The organism is Morganella psychrotolerans (genome assembly GCF_001676055.1).
GTDB classification, from domain to species: Bacteria; Pseudomonadota; Gammaproteobacteria; order Enterobacterales; family Enterobacteriaceae; genus Morganella; species Morganella psychrotolerans_B.
The window spans coordinates 276,113-298,348 of record NZ_LZEX01000034.1 but is presented as its reverse complement, the minus strand read 5'-3'; the positions used below and the strand labels follow the sequence as shown (position 1 = coordinate 298,348).

Below are 22,236 nucleotides of genomic sequence, written 5' to 3'. Positions count from 1 at the left end.
CTTAATCTGCCCGGCAACGCAGAAAAACAGAACGGATACCCTCACCGGTATCCGTTTTTATTTCTGACTTCTTATTTTTCGGCAAACATCGCCAGAATATCCTGCTCTGTCAGCATCGGCGTTTTTTCTGCAAAATTATAATAATTCGGTTTGCAGTCAGTATAAATCTGCATAGTAAGGCGACTCTCTTTTGTCTCACCAAATAGTGCCGCCGATACATAATATTGATTGGCGGGTTTCAGATAATAAAAAAGATGCGTGCCGCATTCACGACAAAAACAGCGATCACCCCACTCCGATGAAGCATAACGGGAGATATAATCCTCCCCGCGGATACTGATATCACTGCCGCAATCGACAGACATAAACGGCGCACCATTCCATTTCCGGCACATCCCGCAATGGCAAACAGAAATGTCTGTTACCGGCTGTTGTGTGGATACTGACACTTTCCCGCATAAACATTGACCCTGTGGCATAGGTTGCTTCCTTATCATTATCATTGACGGTTTTTTAGTAAGTTAGCACAGCATTTTTCCGGTCAATAATTGAAAAGCGGAACCTGTGACGCGCTTTCAAAAGTTTATCCGCGTTACACTGTGCAATATTAACCGCCGGCACTATACCGCGGTGGATGTGTTATTTTTCCGGGAAACCCCGCTGACAGAATCGGAGTAAGTCATGATTGTTTTAATTACAGGCGCAACCGCAGGTTTCGGTGAGGCTTTTGCACGCAAATTTATTGATAACGGCCATACTGTGATAGGAACAGGACGCCGTCTTGAGCGCCTGGCAAAATTACATAAAGAGTTAGGCAATCGCTTCTATCCGCTGGCGCTGGATATGATGGACAGACCGGCGGTTGATAATGTGATTGCCGCCCTGCCTGAATCGCTGCGTGAAATTGATGTGCTGGTGAATAACGCAGGTCTGGCGCTGGGTATGGAAACCGCTGATAAAGCGGATCCTGCAGAGTGGGATGTGGTTGTCGATACCAACATCAAAGGGCTGCTGCATATGACCCGTGCAATACTGCCGGGTATGGTGGAAAGAAACCGCGGCCATATCATTAATTTAGGATCAACTGCCGGCTCCTGGCCTTATATGGGCGGTAACGTTTATTGTGGTTCAAAAGCCTTTGTAAAACAATTCAGTCTGGCACTGCGCGCTGATTTGTTCGGCAAAAAAATCCGTGTGACCGATATTGAACCGGGTATGGTCGGTGGGACTGAATTCTCAGGGATCCGCTATCGTGGTGATGAAGAAAAAGCCGGTAACACCTATAAAAATGCCGATCCGCTGATGCCGGATGATATTGCCGAAGCCGTTTACTGGGTGGCGACATTACCGGCGCATGTTAATATCAATACCATGGAAATGATGCCGGTTTGTCAGTCCTTCGCCGGACTGAATGTTCATCGTGAAGACTGAAAATCACAGTAAAATATAAACTTACCTCATTTATTTCAGGTAATTTTCTTAAATTACCTGAAATTACGCACGAAATGCTTTTTCTTTTGTTGGTGCTCAAATACACTTCGGTATAATGCATAAGATCAGAACTAAATTTGCAGGATTGAACTTTGAGGAAAACACGATAATGACTAAATCCATACTCACAAAGTGGTTTATCGCAACCGCCTTCGCTGCACCATTATTTTTTGCAGCACAGGCAAATGCGGTTACTGCAAATTGCAGTCCGGGCAGCACATGTGTCGTCAGTGGCGGTGACACCGCGCTGGAGAAAGAGAGAGCACGCCAGGAAAAAGAACAGTGGGATGATACCCGCTCCCTGCGCCAGAAAGTAAACCGCCGTGCGGAAAAAGAGTTTGATAAAGTTGATCGTGCTATTGATGTCGAAGATGCCTGCTTAAAAAGTTCCGTCGTCACTGCGTATTGGGAGCCTAATACACAGAGATGTCTTGATGCAAATACAGGACGTGAAGTTACTTCAGGTTGGAAGTAGTAAACATTTAAGGAAAAATGATGAAAAAACTGATTGCAGTTAGTACAGTACTTTTTGCGCTTGTCCCTGCTATGGCACAAGCTTCCTGCGAAAGCGTCACGGAAGAAATTTCGCAGAAAATCATCAGTAACGGTGTACCTGCTGAAGGCTTTACCTTAACGGTCGTGCCTGCGGAAAGTGCCGCACAGGCAGAAGGTCAGGTTGTGGGTAACTGTGACAATGAAACGCAGAATATTATTTATCTTCGTAAATAATTCGCAGATAACCGTACGCAGTCAGACTTTGTAATATCGTAAATAAAACAAAAAAGGGCTATCAATAATTAGCCCTTTTCTTTTTAGCCATCAGTCCGATAACTCAGGAAGCGACCAGTTCTTTGCCCCAGAGCATCTCAATTTTTTCAGCATTCAGATAATGCGATAATTCGCGCTCTTCCGGACGCAGTAAATACGGGATCTCCCCCAGAAGCGGAGCCGGCAGGTGTTTCAGTAAACGATCCATTACCTGTGCGTAATGAGACAGCCCCGGGTTAATCCGGTTTGCAATCCAGCCGATAATTTCCAGGCCATCCTGTTTAATTGCTTCAGCAGTTAATAGTGCATGATTCACACATCCGGACTGGATCCCGACCACCAGAATCACCGGCAGTTTCTCTTTTTTCACCCAGTCAGATAAAAATGTCTCGTTATTCAGTAAATAACGCCATCCGCCATTCCCTTCCACCACAACCTGTTCCGCTACCCGGCTTAATTTTTCCAGTCCCGCTGACAATGCAGGGAATTGGATATCCGTTGTCGTCGGACCATAGTTATTTTCCAGCATCACCGGGTTAACATCCTGATAAGTAACATCAATACTGGATGTCTCATGCAGAACCATAGCATCACGGTTACGTTTACCGTTAAGGGTATCATGGTATTCTGTTGCGATTGGTTTATACCCAACGACAGATTTACCCAGTCGGTTGATGGCTTGCATTAAAGCCCGCGTAGCGACAGTTTTGCCGATATTCGTATCTGTGCCGGTTATAAACAAGCGCCTTAACATAGATGATTTTCCGTTATATCAAGAAGTGCGTATCAAAATTGATAACAGAACAAGTGTAAGGCATCAGATATCTGTCAGGTTTGCGCCAGCGCAATTTTTTGCGAAAATCCTGTTTTGATGAACAAATCCTTGCCATTAATTTGTTTTATGTCAAAGACCAACACTACAACATTACTTATCCATTCATCAATTTTATAAGTAAAGAACCGCTGTACAACGCTTCCTTAACTAACGCAGCACCCGGTAATGTACCGCAATTAATAAATTCACATGAAGTCATTGTGAATGTCCGGCTGAATTCGGGTAATGCACCCTGATTAATCCGGGATTGGATGGCCGGAAACAAAACAGACGATGCTGCGTTTAAAGGAGATCCAATCAGGATCATTTCCGGATTAAAGATATTGACCATGACAGCGGCGACATCACCGATATAATGCCCGGTCTCTTCAATAAGTGCGCATGCGGACACATCGCCTGCCAGTGCCGCGCGGCATAACGTATCCGCCGTCGGAAGCTGCCCGTCCGGTCCGGTCAGAAATGCAGCGGCACGCGCCAGTAAATGCCGTATACCAACTTCCGTTTCCAGACAGCCCTGATTGCCGCAGTAGCAGGGTTTACCCTGCGGATTAACCCGGGTATGCCCTATTTCCGCGCAGCTGTGGCGATGTGCATGTAATAACGAACCATCGGTGATAACCGCTGCACCGACATGTTCATCAATCACCAGTTGAATGCTGTTCCTGCACTCTTTCGATGCACCAAAAAAATATTCAGCCAACGACCAGGCAGAGACTGCATGCTGAAGAAAAACCGGCATACCGGTGTGCTGAAATAAGATATCTGCGATAGGTAATTCAGCAATATTATAATAAGGAAAATCGAGGATAATGCCTTTTGCCGGGTCAACCGCTGCATTGATGGTGATCGCAATAGCGGTCAGACGCCCTACTATCGCGTAGTTCCGGGCAAAAAAAGCATCAATTTCAGCCAGGAAAGGCGGAACAAAATCAGCACGGGCAGCCGGAAATTCGATGACCTCTTCTGCCAGAAGTTTCCCGCTCAATTCCCGCAGCGCAAAAATCACCTCACCCCGGTTAATGCGGATGCATAAGAAATGCCAGCCGCCACAATCTGTTTTCAGCCCGATAGCAGGACGACCGCGAAACCCGAGCCCCGGAAATTCTGTTTCACGAACCAGATGTGCATCCATCAGTTCACGGGTAATTTTGGTGATACTCGCCGGGGCTAACTGCGCCTTTTTTGACAGAGAAATACGGGATATCGGCCCCTGCTGATCAATATAGCGATAAACAACCCCCATATTGGTTTGTTTGATATGGTCAATATGTCCGGGTTGTGTTGTAGGTTTCACCAGTAATAATCCTGAGCAATGTACGGGCTGAAATAGTCATTATCCGGGTAAATACCGGGTTCGCAAGTGGTTTCACAGCACAGCACGGTATACCACTATCCCGCTTTTTTGCCGGAGATACAGGTGTAATGGCGAATCAATCACCTGTCGTTCCCGCCGTGTTGATGATGCATTACGCAGAAATAATCCGTCCGGGGTACGGATAATAATCCCCGCGTGAGAAACATCCAGTCCGTCTTGCGGGGAATAGATCCCGATATAATCCCCGGTTTGCAACTGCGCGAGAACCATTGGCGTCAGCGCAGATACCGGCAGCCAGGCAATATCCCGCGCCGTTACCGGCAGACCCGGAATATAGGCGCCGCCCGCCTTGCGCTGATTAAGCAGCTTATGTGTCACCTGAAAATCTGCTGACAATTGCCGGGTAATATCCTGTGCAACCGGTTGTGAGCCGCTTACCCAATCTGAAAAAAAATGGCGTCGCTGAAAATAACTGATATCTCCGTTTTTATAACGGATTTGCGCCAGTTGCCCGGGGAAATCCTGCTGTTGCGGGCTGCGCTTCAGCGCTTCCACATAATCCAGATAGGTAAAACAATCGAGCGCATTTAAATTGATGACCAGTTGCTCCGGTGTTTCCGGCGAACCAATCAACTGATGCGCCCGGTACGGCACAGCAAGAAATTGCCCGGTCAGTGCAGTAATATTATACGTTATCACACGCCGGGTGCCGTCGGGCTGATAAAAATCACTGAGACTCACCGCCGCACCGGCAATACCTGACCACAGAGTGACTAACAACGCGGTTATCGCCGGATATTTATTACACAAGAACACTGGCACCTCAGTTTAAACGGCTCCGCTCAGCGGAAAACATTACTTTTCAGCATCGCAATCAGCCGCTGACCGGCAGGCGATAATATTTTATGCTTATGATACACCAACCAGACTTCAGAAAACGCCTGATTTTCAGCTAAATGCACGTAACGGACACCATCCACTTTCATCCGCGTGAAGGATTCAGTCACCAGGGAGACTCCGAGCCCCGCAGAGACCAGCCCGAGTATTGTCATGGCCTCACCCGCTTCCTGAGCTATCACCGGGGTCACACCCGCACCCTTCAGGATATTAATAATTTCATCGTATAACGCCGTTCCCACATCCCGCTCAAAAAAGACCAGCGGCACGCCGTTGAGCATATCAAGCGAAATACCTGTTTCCCTGTGCCGGATTAACGGATGATCATCATAGACTGCTAACATAAAGCGTTCTCTGAATAACAACTCATGAACCAGGTTATCAGGCAATTGAGTGTTGCGCATCACACCAAAATCAATCCGGCCGGTTAGCAACGGGTTGATTTGCTGTTTTGTATTCATCTGGTGCATGTGAATCGCGACATCCGGATAGGCTTCCCGGTACTGACGGAATGTTGCGGTAATATGGCGCATAAAAGGTGTGGTTGATGTGAAACCAACAGAGACTTCTCCCAACTCGCCGCGCTCCATCCTCGCCGCTTTGCCAATCGCCGCCTCAATCTGAGCGCGGATTTGATACGCTTCGCGCAGAAACATTTCACCTGCCGGTGTCAAACTGACATTCCGGTTATTGCGCGCCAGTAATTTTGCCGGTATCGCATTCTCCAGGGCCTGTATTTGCTGGCTTAGCGGGGGCTGCGAGATATTCAGCCGCTCTGCCGCCCGTCCGAAATGCAGCTCTTCCGCGACGGCAATAAAATAGCGCAAATGGCGAAATTCGATCATTATTGCCTCATTAAGTCGTTTAAAGTATCAATCAAGAGCATTAATATATTAGACAAAATAGTAGCATCTTTTTATTCTCTGTTACATTACTGCGACCTGAGATAAGTGTATGACTGACGAGAATAAACTGATGACTGACCGTGATATTGACCGGGACAGTGCCGTGGGTCAGACAAAACTTCACTATATCCAGCGTGATGACAAATTGTATCTGCGCGTTACCCTCTCTTTTTTTATGGTTGGCCTTGCAACCTTTGCGCTGCTCTATTTTGTCCAGCCTATTCTGCCTCTGTTATCTGAAGATTTTGCCGTGTCACCGGCGCAGGCGAGTTTATCACTCTCCCTGGCCACCGGATTTATGGCGGTAGGGTTATTGATTACCGGCCCCATTTCGGATGCGGTCGGGCGTAAAAATGTAATGGTTGTCGCCCTGACCTGCGCCGCACTCTTTACACTGCTCAGTGCTTTTACCACGAGCTGGACGGGGATCCTGATTGTCCGCTCACTTGTCGGATTGTCGCTCAGCGGTGTGGCGGCAGTGGCAATGACGTATCTCAGTGAAGAGATCCATCCGGGCTATGTAGCGCTTTCCATGGGGTTATATATCAGTGGTAATTCAATAGGCGGTATGAGCGGACGGCTGATAACCGGGGTGGTTGCCGATTACGCCAACTGGCGTATTGCCGTTCTGATCCTGGGGACATTTGCACTGTTCGGTGCATTTCTGTTCTGGCGATTGTTACCGGCCTCCCGCCATTTCCGTGCCAGTTCACTCAAACCCAAAAGTCTGTGGAAATACCTGATCCTGCACTGCCGGGATGACGGGCTACCCTGGTTATTTGCTATCGGTTTTATCATTATGGGTAGTTTTGTCACACTGTTTAACTATATTGGTTACCGGTTGCTGGAGCCGCCGTATAATTTCAGTCAGTCTGTCGTCGGTATGTTATCTGTTGTTTATTTATCAGGCACCTATAGTGCATCCAAAGCAGGTGCACTGACCCGGAAATATGGATACGCCAATATATTGATTGGTGCGATGGTGCTGATGCTCGCCGGTATTCTGATAACTCTCGGGGATGCCACGGCCACCGTACTGATTGGTATGTTAGTGCTGACCACCGGTTTTTTCGCTGCTCATTCCGTCACCAGCAGCTGGGTCGGACGCCGTGCAAGACGCGCGCGGGCACAGGCATCCTCACTGTATCTGTTTGCGTATTATAGCGGTTCCAGTATTGCCGGCACACTTGGCGGCGTGTTCTGGTCTTACCGGCACTGGACGGGGGTCGGCTGTTTTATTGCCGCCATGTTGGTTGTCGGACTATTTATTTCTCTACATCTGAAGAAGCAGATTTCTTCATAAGGCTTATATTAATCCCCGTGAAGTAACCCATGGGCATTAATATCTCCGATATATAAAACCCCTCACCGGTTAATTACAGACCGGATGCATCCATTACCGTTATGTTTCATTGATAACAATGTAATTTTTTATTTTTTAACAGACCCACTATAAACCAGCAATAACCTTACATACTAAAACTAACACAAGGAAATAATTTATATAAAATAAAGAAGATAGCTTCTATATTCTCACCATATAAAATACCTAATAAGGTTAATTGTCCTTACAGATTAAGCCCGCTAATGTTAATCCGTACCATAGATATAAAATCACAACTTAATGATAATTTAATCTATATCCAACGTCATTCAGGATGCAGTTAACGACTCTGCAGTTTGAATGAATAAAGGTATAATAGCGAGGTTACTTATGTTGACATTACTGCTGACTGGTTCATTAATAACGCATTCCTTTTTCCCGCCACGAAATGACAATCAGGTTCCGCCTCCGCCACCACGGGAGCCAACAATCTCTTATTATGTTGACAGTGCTTGTTCACTCAGCAATCCTTTCTGTTTTTAAAAAATAATTCATTACAGGGAGTATCTATGTTAGCACTATTATTATCCGGTTCATTATTTATTTTTTCTTCTGCTTCATTTGAAGGCTGCGATATTGTTGCACCTGAATACTGCCCGGTTATTTGGGGATATCCCGGATAATATTAAAATACATATTGATAGCTGATTATTGTATTAAAAGTCAGTTTATACATGTAATGAGGTGATTATGTTAACACTGTTTTTAAGCAGTTCACTGATGATTCATAGCTGTTATCCCAAGCTTAATGTTAATGAACTCCCGCCTGAACGTTGGGAGCTATCAGAAACGTATCAATACCAGGATAGCTGTCCAAAAGAAAAGATTGGTTGCTCCTGATGAAAACACTCACCTGCGATATATTATTTCGGGTTATCTTTCGGTAAAGAATAAATAATTCCGAATTTTGGCTACTGCTTGACTACTGATATATACCCAACGTCATTCAAGATGCAGGAAGGCGGCAAAGGAAGACAGACGGAGAGCATACATAAGTATGTGACCCGGCTGGCTTCATGCCGCCAACGAACCTGCGGTTTGAATGAATAAGGGTATAGCGGGTAAAATATATCGTATTATACCAAACCAACATCCACCATTACCTCGGTATTTAATTATCGGGTTAATGGTGATTTTAGTTTATGTCCGCAATACTGCCACATAAATCAACACCCCACACCAATGACCACCAATTTGTATTTAAAGCACCCTTTTCAACCTGTAGAGTGAATTTTATCCTTGTATAAAGCAGAATGCTAAAGTAGTCTGATGATAAACATAAGTTGTATGTTGTAACTAAATAGGCGGATCCGATGCGATATGATGCCAAAATGTCACTGACATCCTGTTTTGAACAGCTTGAGAATATGTTGAATACCTTCTGCCTGACACTCAGCCAAACGCTGGGAATTCAGGCTCAGGTGTATCAGTTGCCGGACATATTAAAAGGTAAGGAAAATGAAGAGATTACCTCTGTCTCTGTTATTCCCGTCTCCGGAGAATCTGCAACAAATATGGCATTAGCGCATTATCAGCGGCTGTTTATTTTTGATAATGACCACAATATCAGCAGTAAATCGGCGGTACGTCTGCCCGGTGTCATACTGGTTCCCCTTCCCCGTGCTGAACAGCGGCAGGTTAAGCAACAACTCGATGATATTAATACCCTGAAAAAGCAGTTGGCAACAATAGTGACTGAAACATCCGGAGTCAATAAAACACAGCGTTTTGAATTTGTTCATAATCAAATCAAAGGATTGATTACATTAAATGCTTATCGTCAGATCCAGTCAGTGACTTCTCCCGATACAGTGCGCTTTGGCTGGGCGAACAAACATATCATCCAAAAAGTGGATCGTGACGAATTACTGGCTCAAACAGAGGAGCGCTACCAAAACCCGCGGGCAGTTGCTCCCCATACCAGGGAAGCGTGGCAGGCATTTCTGGCAACGGAAATAGCAGCACTGAAACAGATCCCGGCGGATGCTGTACTTAAAATCAAACGTCCGGTTAAAGTCCAGCCGATTGCCAGAGTCTGGTACAGTGAAGCACAAAAGCAGGTGCAATATGCAAACGCCTCACCGATTATTGTGTTCTATGATGGTGATGACAACAGACCCGTTACCGGTGATTTACCGGATTATGATGCCGGAAACATTAAGGTGCGCCACCGTCCTCAGGCAAAAAAACTGATCTCCGTAATACCCCGCCTGCATTTATTTATGGAGATAATCTGAGAATATTCATGGGACAGGTGTGAGAACGGAGCCATATCAGGATACTCGTCATACTTCAGAATGCCCGGGTGTTGACTGCACTCAGCTCGCCGGGTCACATACTGATGTATGCTCCCCGGCGGTCGGAACTTGTCGCCTACAGGCATCCCGAATTATTTAGAGTATATATACCCGACATACTAAAAAATACAGTTGATTACTTCAGGCTGCCGACCATATCTTCCGGACGAACCCAGGCATCAAATTCAGCTTCAGTCAGATAACCCAGCTTCATGGCAGAAGCTTTCAGAGTCAGCCCCTCTTTATGTGCCTGTTTCGCTATCTCTGCTGCTTTGTCGTAGCCGATGTGAGTATTCAGCGCAGTAACCAACATCAGTGATTCATTCAGCAACTGACTGATCCGCTCACGAACCGGTTCGATACCCACAGCGCAATGCTCATTAAAGCTGCGCATGCCCTCTGCCAGCAGACGGACAGATTGCAGGAAATTATGGATAACCAACGGGCGGAATACATTCAGCTCAAAGTTACCGGAAGCGCCGCCGATATTAACAGCAACATCATTTCCCATCACCTGAGCACAGAGCATTGTCATTGCTTCACACTGTGTCGGATTGACTTTTCCGGGCATGATAGAGCTTCCCGGCTCATTTTCAGGGATAGCCAGTTCACCGATACCACAGCGCGGACCGGATGCGAGCCAGCGGACATCATTGGCAATTTTCATCATTGATGCTGCCAGGCCTTTCAGTGCACCATGCGCATGAACCAACGCATCACAGGTTGCCAGTGCTTCAAATTTGTTTGGTGAGGTTACAAACGGCTGACCGGACAGCTCCGCGATTTTTTTCGCCACACGAACAGCATACTCAGGATGTGTATTAAGCCCTGTGCCGACCGCTGTTCCGCCCAGCGCCAGCTCGCTCAGGTGCGGCAGGCTGTTTTCCAGGTGTTTGCGGTTATATTCCAGCATAGCTGCCCAGCCGGAGATTTCCTGACCTAATGTCAGCGGCGTTGCATCCTGTAAATGTGTACGGCCTATTTTGACGATATCACGGAATTCTTCCGCTTTTTTCGCCAGGACACTGTGCAGGGATTTTAACTCAGGAATAAGTTGTGTAGTGACTGCAATAACAGCAGCGACATGCATTGCTGTCGGGAAGACATCGTTGGAACTCTGGCTTTTATTCACATCATCATTCGGGTGAACCAGGCGCTCACTGCCGCGCTTGCCGCCGAGAATTTCACTGGCGCGGTTTGCCAGCACTTCATTCATATTCATATTACTTTGTGTGCCGGAGCCGGTCTGCCAGACCGCCAGCGGAAATTCACCGGGATGTTTACCTGCCAGCACTTCATCTGCCGCCGCAATAATTGCTCCGGCACGATCCTGCGCCAACAAACCCAAATCACAGTTGACTGCCGCAGCCGCTTTTTTTGTCATGGCCAGTGCCGCGACCAGGTCGGCGGGCATCTTTTCAACTGAGATACGGAAATGCTCTAATGAACGCTGAGTCTGCGCGCCCCACAGCTTGTCAGCCGGAACATCAACAGGGCCCATTGAGTCTTTTTCAATACGGGTGACCGCCATTACTCTCTCCTTAGCACACAACATAAAATGAATTTGAAAATCCGGACGTTGCAGATAAACTCTGAAAACGCCGTCATCTTGCCACAGATTCATTTCCGATTATGCGATCCGGGCTGACTTATTGTTTTATTGTTACTATCTTATTGTTAATTGTTTAAAAAGAGAGCGAAGCTATGTTAAAAATGCAAAATCAGGTGCAATACTACAGTTGGGGCAGTCATACCGCGATGACCGAAATGTACGGCTACCCGAATCCTGATAAGCAGCCGATGGCCGAATTATGGATGGGCGCACACCCCAAAGCCAGCTCAATAGTCACGGATAACAACGGTAATGTCAGCTCACTATATGATTATATCGCCGCCGACCCGCAGGGCTGTCTGGGGGAAACAATAAACCGCCGTTTTCACAGGTTACCTTTTTTGTTTAAAGTACTGAGTGCCGCCCAGCCGCTTTCTGTTCAGGTGCATCCTGACAAAGCCGCGGCAGAAGCCGGGTTTGCACGGGAAAATCTGGCGGGTATTCCTCTTGATTCTCCGGTTCGCAACTATAAGGATGATAATCATAAGCCTGAGTTGGTTTATGCCCTCACTCCGTTTAAAGCGATGAATGCCTTTCGCCCGCTGCCGGAGATCTGCTCGCTGCTCAGTGAAGTGGCGCCGGCTCATCCGGGAATTGCGCTGTTTATTGCCGAACCATCGGAAGAACAGCTTTCTGTACTGTTCACCCGGTTGCTGTCAATGAACGGCGAAACAAAAGACCGTGCCATCGGTGTGCTGAAATCGGCGCTGAACAGCCGCCGGGGCGAGCCGTGGAATACTATCCGGAAAATGACGGAGTTCTACCCTGAAGATAATGGGTTATTCACCCCGCTTCTTCTTAATGTTGTCGAACTGAAACCGGGTGACGCCATGTTCCTGTACGCACGGACACCTCACGCTTACCTGGAGGGAACGGCACTGGAAGTCATGGCAAATTCAGACAATGTGCTGCGCGCAGGACTGACACCAAAGCATATAGATGTTGCAGAATTACTGAGTAATATTGATTTCATTACGAAACCGGTAAAAAGCTTATTTATGTCGCCACACACAGTGAATGGCTGTGATATTTTCCCGGTTCCGGTCGATGATTTCTCTTTTTCTGTAATTAAACTAAATGACCAAAAAATAACCCTGGATAATAATAGCGCTAATATCCTTTTTTGCGTGAAAGGTCAGGTGGTTATCACTACCAAAACAGCGACTTTAAGAGTTATTGAAGGGGAATCAACTTTTATCCCTGCTACAGAAAGAAAAATTGAAATAGATGGTGAAGGAATCATTGCCCGCGTTTATAATACGCTGTAAGTATTTCTCTGATTTCTCCCGGACAGTTTGCTCTGTAAGCTGCCCGTTAATTTGATACCGTGCGAAAACCTGCAAATTGAATCGCATATAAAGGATGGATTTCTCTATGAAAAAGTCGTTAGTTGCTGTTGGCGTTATTGTTGCTTTAGGCGCAGCTTGGGGTGTTGCTTCATGGCAGACCGGTAAAACAATCGAAGCAAACCTGGAACAGTACGTTGCCAAAGCAAACCAACTGATCAAGGATAAATATCCTGATGCTCAGATTACTCTGACTGCAAAAGATTTTTCACGCGGTATTTTCAGTTCTGACGTTAAACTGGTTCTTCAGGGTGAAGGAAACAACGCCAAAGACCAGTTAGTTATTGTTAACAAAATTGACCACGGTCCGTTCCCGCTGTCTCAGCTGAAAAAAAATGGTTCTTTCGCCAAACATGGCGTCAATCCATTCTGAACTGGAAAACAGCGAAAGCACCAAACCGGCATTTGATATGACCGGCGGTAAATCCCCTGTTGCGCTGGACACCCGTATCGGTTACGACCAGAATTTTGATATCGACCTTGCTGTCAGCAAAATCGATTACAAAAAAGACGGTGAAGAACTGGCATTCTCCGGTGCAGACCTGAACGTTAAATTCGATAAAGAATTTAAAAATGTGAAAGGCAACGGCAGCAGCAATGAACTGACTTACCGCAAAGGTGAGCGTGAAAGCCTGGTGATGCGCGGCCTGTCATTCGACAGCGATGTAAGCAAATCCGGTGACAGCTTCTTCTATCTGGGCGACCAGAATCTGTCGATGAAAGAGTTGGTTGTTGTTAATTACAGCGATAACGTTACATTGAAAGATCTGAAGATGAACGGTACGTCCGGCGTCAAAGACAACAAAATGAGTGCGGATATCGATTACAGCCTGGGTTCACTGAGCTATCGTGATATCGACCTCGGTGGCATCACTCTGAAAGGTGCACTGAAAGATCTGGATGCTACTGCAGCAAATACATTGATGGCATCAATGGAAGAATACTCTCAGATGAGTGATTCCATGTATACCGAAAACTTTGATGAAAGCAAAATGGACGCGCTGGACGAGAAAATGAAGACCAACGCACTCGCGCTCTTCAAACACAGCCCGTCATTTGCTATCTCCCCGCTGAGCTGGAAAAACAGCGGCGGCGAGTCAAAAATCAACTTCAGCATGACCTTTAATCCTCTGACCCAGGAAAACTTTAAATCCCTGGAACACAGTGGCAGCTTTGAAAAAATCCTGCCGGTTCTGGTTAAAGATTTTGCGTTCAATATGGATCTGTCAAAATCAATGCTGACTGATTTCGTGGCTGTTGCCATGCAGTCACAAGGTATGGGTGTGAAAGAAGCCAAAGAACAAGGTGAACAAGGTGTTGCTCAGATGGCCAGCATGGGTGCCATGATGGAAGTGGTTAAAGTAACCGACAAAAACATCGCCATGGATCTGAAATACAGCAATAACAATATTGATTTCAACGGTAAGAAATATACTGTTGCTGAATTCCTCACAAAATACGACCAATACGGTATGCTGAGTGATAACAGTGACGAAGGCTATAACGAAGAGCCTGTCGAAATGAATGCTGACGGCGACGTCATTGAAGAAGATATTACTATCGGTGAAGAGCCGGCGGCAGACACTGCAGCACCAGCTGCAGATGCTGTACCTGCTGCGCAGTAATATTATTCTTTATCATTAGTTGATTCAGTAAAAGCCGGTCACCTGACCGGCTTTTTTATTATCTGTAAGGAACATTGATTATGATGATTAACCGGTCACTTCCCCTCACTGATCTCCACCGTCATCTCGATGGTAATATCCGCCTTTCCACTATTATCAGCCTTGCCCGCCAACACAATCTGCCATTACCGGCTTATGAGCCGGACGCTCTGCGCCCTCATGTTCAGGTGATGAGCAACGAGCCGGACCTGGTGCAATTTCTGGCAAAACTGGACTGGGGAGTTTCTGTTCTCGCGGATCTGGATGCCTGTCACTGTGTCGCGGCAGAAAACGTTCAGGATGCAATAGACGCAGGGATTGATTATGCCGAGCTGCGTTTCTCTCCGTATTATATGGCGATGAAACATAAACTGCCGGTTGAAGGTGTGGTAGAAGCGGTGCTGGATGGTGTGAATTCAGTGGCGCGTAACAGCGCTGTGCGCATCAATATGATTGGTATACTCAGCCGTACTTTTGGCACCGATGCCTGTCATACTGAGTTGAATGCGCTGCTTGCTCATCGTGAGCGTATTGTTGCACTGGATATTGCCGGTGATGAATCAGGCTATCCGGGTGACCTGTTTACAGATCATTTCCGCAAAGCCCGTGATGCAGGCTGGGCGATCACCGCTCACGCCGGTGAAGCTGCCGGTGCCGCCAGTATCTGGCAGGCTATCCGTGACCTCGGTGCACAACGCATCGGGCATGGTGTGATGGCTATTGAAGACCCCGCGCTGATGGATTACCTGGCAGAGCACCGCATTGGTATGGAATCGTGTCTGACATCCAATATCCAGACCAGCACAGTGGCGTCTCTCGCCGCACACCCGCTGAAACAGTTTCTGGCTCACGGTATTCCTGCAACCATTAATACGGATGACCCTGCCGTCGAAGGCATTGAAATTGCGTATGAATATAATGTCGCGGCACCGGCTGCCGGTCTGACACGTGCGGAAATTGAGCAGGCACAGATTAACGGGCTGGATATTGCCTTTCTTTCTGAACAAGAGAAAACCGAACTGCGCCGGATAGCGGTACAACGCGGCGAATAATCCCCTGCTTTTTATCTGATTTAAAAACCGCCGCATTCTGTATGCGGCGGTTTTTTATTACCAACTGCCTGAAGCTCCGCCACCACCACTGGAGCCGCCTCCGCCTCCCGAAGATGAACTGCTTCCTCCGCCGCCGGAACCTGAGCTGCCAGAGCTGCCTGAGCTGTATGAAAACGAGGTACTTCCCGCATTGCTGTCACCGTATATCTTTTGCATTTCCGCACTTTGAATACGGTAACCTGGGATCAGCGCATGCAGAAAAAGAAATATTACCGGTGATACAAATACATTGATAACAACCAGTACCATACTGCTCATAAAAACAGCGTCCGTGTCACTGGTTTCTTCAATCACAAGGCGCGTAACCAGAAATATAATCACGGAATAAAACATCACACTGATAAATAGCCCCGGAAAACGCGGATAAATATATTTATGTTTTAAGATGGCGGTTAATCGCTTCAGATAAATGCGCTCAGAGCGTTCTGCTGCACGTTTATCCTTACCTTTTCTTTTTACAGGATCTGTTGTCAGCATATTAATTTCTTGCTGAATTTGTTTCTTACGACGGCGGGTTCCTGAAAATAATAACCAAAAATACATTATCAAAAAGGTAAACAGATAAATAACCGGTAATCGTTTTAATTTCAGTTCTTCTGTAGCCTGATTATTTGACTGAATATACTCAGGTTCATTGCCGTTAATCACCGAAATTACATCTGTTACGCCGGCTTCAATACCAGCATAATAATTGCCATTTTTAAATTCAGGCGTGATGCGGTAGCGGATGATACGCCCTGCGACGACATCAGGCAGGATACTTTCCAGGCCGTAACCGACTTCAAAACGCAGTTTGCGATCATCAACCGATACAACCAGCAATAATCCGTTATTCCGTGCTTTTTTACCAATTTTCCATGTATTAAATGCACGGAGTGCAAACGCGTCGATATCCTCACCGTTTGTCGAGGATATGATAAATACCACAAACTGTGTACCGTCACCCCGCTGTTGTTCAAAATCAGAAAGTTGCCGGTTAAGCTGAGAAAACTGAGAACCGGTCAGAATTCCCGCACTGTCAATCACCCGCTCCCGCTTCAGTTCAGGCAGCGGCTGACCATCCGCACGGGCAAACAGGCTGATAAAAAAAAGAAACAGGCATCCTGCCACCAAACGCATCATAATTACTCCTGTTTGTGAACCTTGCTGCGGCGGGCATAGCGCGCTGCCATCACCGCACAGACCATCAGCTGGATCTGATGAAACAGCATCAATGGCAGAACCAGGATCCCCACCACCGCAGGCGGGAACATCACATTTGCCATCGGCACACCGTTTGCGAGACTCTTTTTCGATCCGCAGAACACAATGGTTATCTCATCTTCTTTATTAAAACCGAGCCAGCGCGAGCCATACACATTAATCACCAGCACTATCGCCAGTAATACACAGGAAACAACCGCAATCTGCAAAATGGACATCGCATCAATTTTCTGCCAGATGCCTTCCGCAACCGCTTCACTGAATGCGACATACACCACCAGCAAAATAGATGTCCGGTCTGTTTTATTGATGATTTTTTTGTTGCGATCCACCCATTTGCCAATCAGCGGGCGGGAAAGATGCCCGACAACAAACGGCAGCATCAGTTGCAGTAAAATGGACTTGATCGCGCCAAAGGTATCAAGGTCATGCGCACCCTGTGTTTCCATCATAAAACCGATAATGACCGGTGATAAAAAAACACCGAGGATACTGGATGCGGAAGCACTGCAAATCGCCGCCGCCACATTTCCCCCCGCAACAGAGGTAAAAGCAATAGCCGATTGTACTGTTGCCGGTAAGGCACATAAGTATAAGAAGCCCATGTAAATAGCCGGCGACATCCACTCCGGCACCAGGAAACTCAAACCCAGCCCCAGAACCGGGAACAGAATAAAGGTACTGCTGAACACCATCAGATGCAGGCGCCAATGTCCCATACCGGTCACAATCGCGTCCCGTGAGAGTTTGGCGCCATGAAAAAAGAACAATAACGCAATCGCGGCAGTGGTCAGATAGCGGAATCCGGTGGCAATATTACCCGTTGCCGGAAAAAGAGAGGCTAAAATGACCACTGTGATCATAATAACCAGGAACGGATCTAACCGCAGTTTCTGCCACCAGTTTGTCATAGGTTATTCACTTTTTATCTGAACTATACCCTTATTCATTCGGCCTGCATCTTGAATGACGTTGGGTATATACCAGGTGCGCTGATTACAGCGCCACCGTCCGTTTTGTTTTATGAGATTCCATTCCGGCCTCAATAATCCGGATCACTTCAGCACCTTCTGCCGCCGTTACCGGGTTTGGCCCGTTATTCAGAATCGCTTCAGCCACTTCGGCGTAATAACGCCCGTAATGCCCGGCTTTGTTCGGATAGGTATCGGTTATCAATTCAATGCCGTCAGGTGACAGTGTCACTTTTCCGTCTCTGCTGTCATGGCCCCAGTTAATACCAACCGGCATTTCTCCGGCTTTCAGGGCATTTTCCTGCGGATCCAATCCGTATTTTACATAGCTACCGTTCATGCCGTGTACGACATACACCGGCGATTCTGCTGCTGCCACTGTCGTCGCGTGAAGAATGACTTTCACGTCCGGATAATGCAGCTGTGCATGGAAATAATCGACCGCTTCCGCGCCCGGGCGGATCATACCGAGATCAGCCGTTATTGCATCCGGCTTGCCGAAAAATTGCAGCGCCTGATCAATCAGGTGTGAACCGAGATCGTACCAGATACCACTGCCCAATGCGGCCGCTTCACGCCAGCGTTTCTGTGGCTGAGGACGGTAGCGGTCAAAATGAATTTCAAAGTATTTGATATCGCCGAGTTTTTTACTTTCAAACAGAGATTTAAGTGTCAGATAGCCTGAATCAAAGCGGCGGTTATGATAGACAGACAGCACCAATCCTGCCTCATCAGCCTGTTTTGCCAGCAAAAAGGCATCTTCGGATGTCAGGGTAAAGGGCTTATCCACCACCACATGTTTCCCGGCTGCCAGCGCCATCTGCGCCAGCGGAAAATGCGTGTCATTCGGAGTCGGAATAACAACCAAATCAATGGACGGGTCGGCAAATATCGCCTCCGGGGTGGCGACAACCTGTACATCCGGATAATCCGCATGAACCTTCTGCGCGTCACTGCTGGCAACTTTCACCAGTTCCATATTGGCATTATTCACAATAAACGGTGCATGGAATGTTTTTCCGGCAAAACCGTATCCTACCAGACCCACTTTCAGTATTTTTGTCATCACATTCTCCGGGGGATTGTCACGTTAAAGGATAAAAATATACAGTCAGAATGAAACAATCACCCTGAAAAGTAACACTAACAGATTCGGGGACGCAAACCTTGTGCGCATTTTTATTACATTCTGCCGCTTTTTCATTCTGATACACTCAGTTATACCGCCTTTCACACAATCCCGATAACTTTGGGCGCCCGGGATTGTTATCATTTCATCCGTTTTCCGGTAATGACCGGTTTTTTGTATTTCATGTGACTCGCTTTGGGCATTGTAATGGCTGACTACTTATTATTGTTTGTCGGAACTGTGTTAGTGAATAACTTCGTTCTCGTCAAATTCTTAGGGTTGTGCCCCTTTATGGGGGTCTCCAAAAAATTAGAAACTGCTATCGGTATGGGGTTTGCCACCACATTTGTGATGACGCTCGCCTCTGTCTGCTCGTGGCTGATGGATACCTTTGTCCTGATCCCGTTGGATATTCTGTATCTGCGTACATTGAGCTTTATCCTTGTGATAGCCGTTGTGGTTCAGTTCACTGAAATGGTGGTACGCAAAACCAGCCCGGCACTTTACCGGCTGCTGGGTATTTTCCTGCCGCTTATCACCACTAACTGCGCCGTGCTCGGCGTGGCACTGCTGAACATCAATCTGTCTCATAACTTTCTGCAATCCGCCGTTTACGGGTTTGGTGCCGCCGCCGGTTTCTCACTGGTGATGGTGCTGTTTGCCGCTATCCGTGAACGACTGGCAACCGCCGATGTTCCGGCGCCCTTCCGGGGTGCGTCTATCGGGCTGGTCACTGCCGGTCTGATGTCTCTCGCCTTTATGGGCTTCAGTGGTCTGGTGAAATTCTGATGACGATTATATGGATTGCTGTCGCCGTACTCAGCCTGTTCGGGCTGCTGTTCGGGGTGATACTCGGCTATGCCTCACGCCGCTTTAAGGTGGAGGAAGATCCGATTGTTGATAAAATCGACGATATTCTGCCGCAAAGCCAGTGCGGACAATGCGGGTTTCCAGGCTGCCGCCCTTATGCGGAATCTGTTGCCAATGGTGGTGCGATAAACCGCTGTGCGCCGGGCGGTGAGCAGGTGATGCTGAAACTGGCCGATATGCTGGGTGTGGATCCGCAGCCGCTCGACGGTGACGAATCCGCCCTGAATCCTGTCCGTAAAGTGGCCTTTATTCATGAAGACCAGTGCATCGGCTGCACGAAATGTATTCAGGCGTGCCCGGTGGATGCGATTGTCGGCGCCACCCGCGCTATGCACACCGTGATTGAAGATCTCTGCACCGGCTGTGATTTGTGTGTATCGCCATGTCCTGTGGATTGTATCGAAATGATCCCTGTAGCCACCACGACCCGCAACTGGAAATGGGACTTAAACAGTATTCCTGTCAGAAATATTCCGGCAGAACCCGCCGCATCCCCGGTCAAACCCGTTCAGATTGAGGCGTCATAAGTTTTATGTTTAATTTACTCAATTTATTGAAAAAAAACCGGGTCTGGGATTTTGACGGTGGTATTCATCCGCCGGAAATGAAAGTGCAATCCTCCCGCACGCCGATGCGTGTCTGCCCTGTCCCGCCGGAACTGATTATTCCGCTGCAACAACATATCGGCAACGAAGGCGACCTGATTGTCCGCCCGGGTGAACACGTTCTTAAAGGTCAGCCACTGACAACCGGCACCGGGCGCACATTACCGGTTCACGCCACCTCATCCGGGGTTATCACCGCGATTGAACCTTGTGTGACCGCACACCCGTCCGGACTGACCGCGCCGTGTGTCCGTATACAGACTGACGGGTTGGATACGGCGTATTCTGCTGAAAAAACACCTGACTTTTGCTCACTGAGTAAAACCGAACTGACTGACCGCATTCATCAGGCGGGAATTGCCGGGCTGGGTGGCGCAGGCTTCCCGACTGCCAGCAAACTTAAAGGCGGCGGTGACCTTATCCGCACCCTGATTATCAATGCCGCAGAGTGTGAACCCTATATCACGGCGGATGATCGCCTGATGCAGGAGCATGGCGGAGAAATTCTGACCGGTATTCACATCCTGATGCATCTGCTGGCACCAACACAGGTGTTAATCGGCATTGAAGATAATAAACCTGAAGCGATTGCCGCCCTGCGTGAAGTCACCGCAGGGGAAGCACAAATACATGTGCGGGTGATCCCGACAAAATACCCGTCCGGCGGCGCTAAGCAACTGACAAAAATTCTGACCGGGCGGGAAGTGCCTTCCGGCGGGCGTTCATCTGATATCGGCGTGCTGATGCAAAACGTCGGCACAGTGGTTGCCATAAAACGTGCCATTGTTGACGGAGAGCCGCTGATTGAGCGCGTGGTCACCGTCACCGGTGAAGCAGTTAATACGCCGGGAAATTTCTGGACGCGCCTCGGCACGCCGGTACGTTTCCTGCTGGAACAAGCCGGATTTAACCCACAGCACCAGCAAATGGTGGTTATGGGCGGCCCGCTGATGGGCTTTACCCTGCCGGATCTCAATGTACCGGTAGTGAAAATCTGTAACTGTATTCTTGCGCCGACCTCAGATGAGATGCAGCCCGAAGCGCCGGAAGAGGCTTGTATCCGTTGCAGTCACTGTGCGGATGCCTGTCCTGCCGGTTTGCTGCCGCAGCAATTATACTGGTTCAGCAAAGGCAAAGAGCACGAGAAAGCAGAACAACACCATTTATTTGACTGTATAGAGTGCGGCGCCTGCGCCTGGGTCTGCCCGTCCAATATCCCGCTGGTGCAATATTACCGGCAGGAAAAAGCACAGATTATTGAGATCCGCAACGAAACGCAGCGGGCAGCGGATGCAAAAGTTCGCTTTGAAGCCAGACAAGCCCGCCTTGCCCGCGAAAAAGAAGCCCGCGATGTACGGCATAAAAAAGCCGCTGTACAGGTGGATGAAAAAGACAGCTCTGCCATCAGTGCAGCTCTTGCCCGGGTGAAAGAAAAAAATACCACCGCAGGCGGCACAATTACTATCAACCCGACGGTATTGCCGGATAACAGCGCTGTCATTGCTGCCCGTGAAGCCAGAAAAGCACAGGCACGGGCGCGTCAGGCAGAAAAAGCCGCTGCTTCAGTGTCTGTCCCTGATGATGTAACCGCAGAAACTGACACCGATCCGCGCAAAGCCGCTGTTGCTGCTGCCATTGCCCGTGCCAAAGCCAAGAAAGCGGCACAGGCCGCTGAGCAAAGCGGTGAAACGCACAGTGCACCTGAACCGGTAGCTGCGCCGGAAGCCGATGTTGATCCGCGCAAAGCCGCTGTTGCTGCTGCCATTGCCCGTGCCAAAGCAAAAAAAGCCGCGCAGGCCGCTGAAAAAACTACTGATAATGAAGCGATATAA

21 protein-coding genes are annotated in these 22,236 nt (G+C 48.0%); 12 read left to right on the top strand and 9 right to left on the bottom strand.

Features of this window, described 5'->3' with window-relative positions; genetic code table 11:
* Positions 1–71 precede the first annotated feature (71 nt).
* Complete coding sequence (locus tag AYY17_RS15295; protein WP_067424932.1) at positions 72–479, bottom strand: GFA family protein; 408 nt, start codon at positions 477–479, stop codon at positions 72–74.
* A gap of 202 nt (positions 480–681) precedes the next feature.
* Between AYY17_RS15295 and ydfG the strand changes: the two genes are divergently transcribed.
* The 3 genes from ydfG (at position 682) to AYY17_RS15280 (ending at position 2,220) form a co-directional block, all read left to right on the top strand.
* Complete coding sequence (ydfG, locus tag AYY17_RS15290) at positions 682–1,431, top strand: bifunctional NADP-dependent 3-hydroxy acid dehydrogenase/3-hydroxypropionate dehydrogenase YdfG (RefSeq protein WP_067424930.1); 750 nt, start codon at positions 682–684, stop codon at positions 1,429–1,431.
* Between the two features lie 169 nt (positions 1,432–1,600).
* The gene (locus AYY17_RS15285; protein ID WP_067424928.1) at positions 1,601–1,966 is read left to right on the top strand and encodes a DUF1283 family protein; all 366 of its coding nucleotides are present in this window, start codon (positions 1,601–1,603) and stop codon (positions 1,964–1,966) included.
* A gap of 20 nt (positions 1,967–1,986) precedes the next feature.
* On the top strand, positions 1,987–2,220 hold the full coding sequence (locus AYY17_RS15280; RefSeq protein WP_067406258.1) for a DUF1161 domain-containing protein: 234 nt from the start codon (positions 1,987–1,989) through the stop codon (positions 2,218–2,220).
* Positions 2,221–2,323: 103 nt separating this feature from the next.
* On the opposite strand, the gene bioD is transcribed toward AYY17_RS15280, so the two are convergent.
* From bioD to AYY17_RS15260, 4 genes are all read right to left on the bottom strand, one after another.
* Positions 2,324–3,013, bottom strand: coding sequence for a dethiobiotin synthase (gene bioD / locus AYY17_RS15275; protein ID WP_067424926.1), 690 nt, complete (start codon positions 3,011–3,013; stop codon positions 2,324–2,326).
* Between the two features lie 175 nt (positions 3,014–3,188).
* On the bottom strand, positions 3,189–4,388 hold the full coding sequence (gene mlc, locus AYY17_RS15270) for a sugar metabolism global transcriptional regulator Mlc (protein WP_459562076.1): 1,200 nt from the start codon (positions 4,386–4,388) through the stop codon (positions 3,189–3,191).
* A 72-nt stretch (positions 4,389–4,460) separates the two neighbouring features.
* On the bottom strand, positions 4,461–5,219 hold the full coding sequence (locus tag AYY17_RS15265; protein ID WP_412779025.1) for an N-acetylmuramoyl-L-alanine amidase-like domain-containing protein: 759 nt from the start codon (positions 5,217–5,219) through the stop codon (positions 4,461–4,463).
* 32 nt (positions 5,220–5,251) lie between these two features.
* A complete protein-coding gene (locus AYY17_RS15260; protein WP_202906427.1) occupies positions 5,252–6,154 on the bottom strand; it encodes a LysR substrate-binding domain-containing protein in 903 nt (300 codons plus the stop codon).
* A gap of 106 nt (positions 6,155–6,260) precedes the next feature.
* On the opposite strand from AYY17_RS15260, the gene AYY17_RS15255 reads away from it, so the two are divergent.
* Together AYY17_RS15255 and tus are read left to right on the top strand one after the other, a co-directional pair.
* Complete coding sequence (locus AYY17_RS15255) at positions 6,261–7,514, top strand: MFS transporter (protein WP_082981413.1); 1,254 nt, start codon at positions 6,261–6,263, stop codon at positions 7,512–7,514.
* A 1,394-nt stretch (positions 7,515–8,908) separates the two neighbouring features.
* Entirely contained in the window at positions 8,909–9,832 is a 924-nt protein-coding gene (gene tus / locus AYY17_RS15250) for a DNA replication terminus site-binding protein (RefSeq protein WP_067424919.1), read from the top strand.
* Positions 9,833–10,028: 196 nt separating this feature from the next.
* On the opposite strand, the gene fumC is transcribed toward tus, so the two are convergent.
* Positions 10,029–11,423 (bottom strand): class II fumarate hydratase, encoded by a 1,395-nt coding sequence (gene fumC, locus AYY17_RS15245; protein WP_067424917.1) that lies wholly within the window; start codon positions 11,421–11,423, stop codon positions 10,029–10,031.
* Between the two features lie 173 nt (positions 11,424–11,596).
* Here fumC and manA point away from each other — a divergent pair, with 173 nt between their 5' ends.
* The 4 genes from manA to add all read left to right on the top strand — a co-directional run bounded on the left by manA (position 11,597) and on the right by add (position 15,566).
* Positions 11,597–12,772 (top strand): mannose-6-phosphate isomerase, encoded by a 1,176-nt coding sequence (manA, locus tag AYY17_RS15240; protein WP_067424915.1) that lies wholly within the window; start codon positions 11,597–11,599, stop codon positions 12,770–12,772.
* Positions 12,773–12,878: 106 nt separating this feature from the next.
* A complete protein-coding gene (locus AYY17_RS22585; RefSeq protein ID WP_268873058.1) occupies positions 12,879–13,223 on the top strand; it encodes a DUF945 family protein in 345 nt (114 codons plus the stop codon).
* Positions 13,204–14,475: a YdgA family protein gene (locus AYY17_RS15235; protein ID WP_268873057.1), complete on the top strand. Its 1,272-nt coding sequence runs from the start codon at positions 13,204–13,206 to the stop codon at positions 14,473–14,475. The genes AYY17_RS22585 and AYY17_RS15235 overlap by 20 nt, the downstream gene beginning before the upstream one ends.
* An 83-nt stretch (positions 14,476–14,558) precedes the next feature.
* The gene (add, locus tag AYY17_RS15230) at positions 14,559–15,566 is read left to right on the top strand and encodes an adenosine deaminase (RefSeq protein WP_067425116.1); all 1,008 of its coding nucleotides are present in this window, start codon (positions 14,559–14,561) and stop codon (positions 15,564–15,566) included.
* A gap of 57 nt (positions 15,567–15,623) precedes the next feature.
* On the opposite strand, the gene AYY17_RS15225 is transcribed toward add, so the two are convergent.
* From AYY17_RS15225 to AYY17_RS15215, 3 genes are all read right to left on the bottom strand, one after another.
* Positions 15,624–16,748 carry a TPM domain-containing protein gene (locus AYY17_RS15225; RefSeq protein WP_067424913.1) on the bottom strand — a complete coding sequence of 375 codons (1,125 nt, stop codon included), beginning with the start codon at positions 16,746–16,748 and terminating at the stop codon, positions 15,624–15,626.
* Positions 16,749–16,750: 2 nt separating this feature from the next.
* Positions 16,751–17,740, bottom strand: coding sequence for a bile acid:sodium symporter family protein (locus AYY17_RS15220; protein ID WP_067424911.1), 990 nt, complete (start codon positions 17,738–17,740; stop codon positions 16,751–16,753).
* A gap of 85 nt (positions 17,741–17,825) precedes the next feature.
* Positions 17,826–18,866, bottom strand: coding sequence for an oxidoreductase (locus AYY17_RS15215; RefSeq protein WP_067424909.1), 1,041 nt, complete (start codon positions 18,864–18,866; stop codon positions 17,826–17,828).
* A 270-nt stretch (positions 18,867–19,136) separates the two neighbouring features.
* Here AYY17_RS15215 and rsxA point away from each other — a divergent pair, with 270 nt between their 5' ends.
* Genes rsxA through rsxC form a run of 3 tightly spaced genes read left to right on the top strand, consistent with a single transcriptional unit; the run spans position 19,137 to position 22,236 of the window.
* Complete coding sequence (rsxA, locus tag AYY17_RS15210) at positions 19,137–19,718, top strand: electron transport complex subunit RsxA (RefSeq protein ID WP_067406295.1); 582 nt, start codon at positions 19,137–19,139, stop codon at positions 19,716–19,718.
* Positions 19,718–20,326: an electron transport complex subunit RsxB gene (gene rsxB, locus AYY17_RS15205; protein WP_067424907.1), complete on the top strand. Its 609-nt coding sequence runs from the start codon at positions 19,718–19,720 to the stop codon at positions 20,324–20,326. Before rsxA ends, rsxB begins: the two co-directional genes overlap by 1 nt.
* Before the next feature lie 5 nt (positions 20,327–20,331).
* Positions 20,332–22,236 (top strand): electron transport complex subunit RsxC, encoded by a 1,905-nt coding sequence (rsxC, locus tag AYY17_RS15200; protein WP_067424905.1) that lies wholly within the window; start codon positions 20,332–20,334, stop codon positions 22,234–22,236.

Bases quoted from the DNA above. Each gene is read 5' to 3' on its own strand.
- ydfG (WP_067424930.1), top strand. From the start codon at position 682: ATGATTGTTTTAATTACAGGCGCAACCGCAGGTTTCGGTGAGGCTTTT.
- AYY17_RS15220 (WP_067424911.1), bottom strand. From the start codon at position 17,740: ATGACAAACTGGTGGCAGAAACTGCGGTTAGATCCGTTCCTGGTTATT.
- AYY17_RS15235 (WP_268873057.1), top strand. From the start codon at position 13,204: ATGGCGTCAATCCATTCTGAACTGGAAAACAGCGAAAGCACCAAACCG.
- AYY17_RS15225 (WP_067424913.1), bottom strand. From the start codon at position 16,748: ATGATGCGTTTGGTGGCAGGATGCCTGTTTCTTTTTTTTATCAGCCTG.
- AYY17_RS15215 (WP_067424909.1), bottom strand. From the start codon at position 18,866: ATGACAAAAATACTGAAAGTGGGTCTGGTAGGATACGGTTTTGCCGGA.
- AYY17_RS15255 (WP_082981413.1), top strand. From the start codon at position 6,261: ATGACTGACGAGAATAAACTGATGACTGACCGTGATATTGACCGGGAC.
- fumC (WP_067424917.1), bottom strand. From the start codon at position 11,423: ATGGCGGTCACCCGTATTGAAAAAGACTCAATGGGCCCTGTTGATGTT.
- tus (WP_067424919.1), top strand. From the start codon at position 8,909: ATGCGATATGATGCCAAAATGTCACTGACATCCTGTTTTGAACAGCTT.
- rsxA (WP_067406295.1), top strand. From the start codon at position 19,137: ATGGCTGACTACTTATTATTGTTTGTCGGAACTGTGTTAGTGAATAAC.
- AYY17_RS15285 (WP_067424928.1), top strand. From the start codon at position 1,601: ATGACTAAATCCATACTCACAAAGTGGTTTATCGCAACCGCCTTCGCT.
- add (WP_067425116.1), top strand. From the start codon at position 14,559: ATGATTAACCGGTCACTTCCCCTCACTGATCTCCACCGTCATCTCGAT.
- bioD (WP_067424926.1), bottom strand. From the start codon at position 3,013: ATGTTAAGGCGCTTGTTTATAACCGGCACAGATACGAATATCGGCAAA.
- AYY17_RS22585 (WP_268873058.1), top strand. From the start codon at position 12,879: ATGAAAAAGTCGTTAGTTGCTGTTGGCGTTATTGTTGCTTTAGGCGCA.
- manA (WP_067424915.1), top strand. From the start codon at position 11,597: ATGTTAAAAATGCAAAATCAGGTGCAATACTACAGTTGGGGCAGTCAT.
- AYY17_RS15295 (WP_067424932.1), bottom strand. From the start codon at position 479: ATGCCACAGGGTCAATGTTTATGCGGGAAAGTGTCAGTATCCACACAA.
- AYY17_RS15280 (WP_067406258.1), top strand. From the start codon at position 1,987: ATGAAAAAACTGATTGCAGTTAGTACAGTACTTTTTGCGCTTGTCCCT.
- rsxB (WP_067424907.1), top strand. From the start codon at position 19,718: ATGACGATTATATGGATTGCTGTCGCCGTACTCAGCCTGTTCGGGCTG.
- rsxC (WP_067424905.1), top strand. From the start codon at position 20,332: ATGTTTAATTTACTCAATTTATTGAAAAAAAACCGGGTCTGGGATTTT.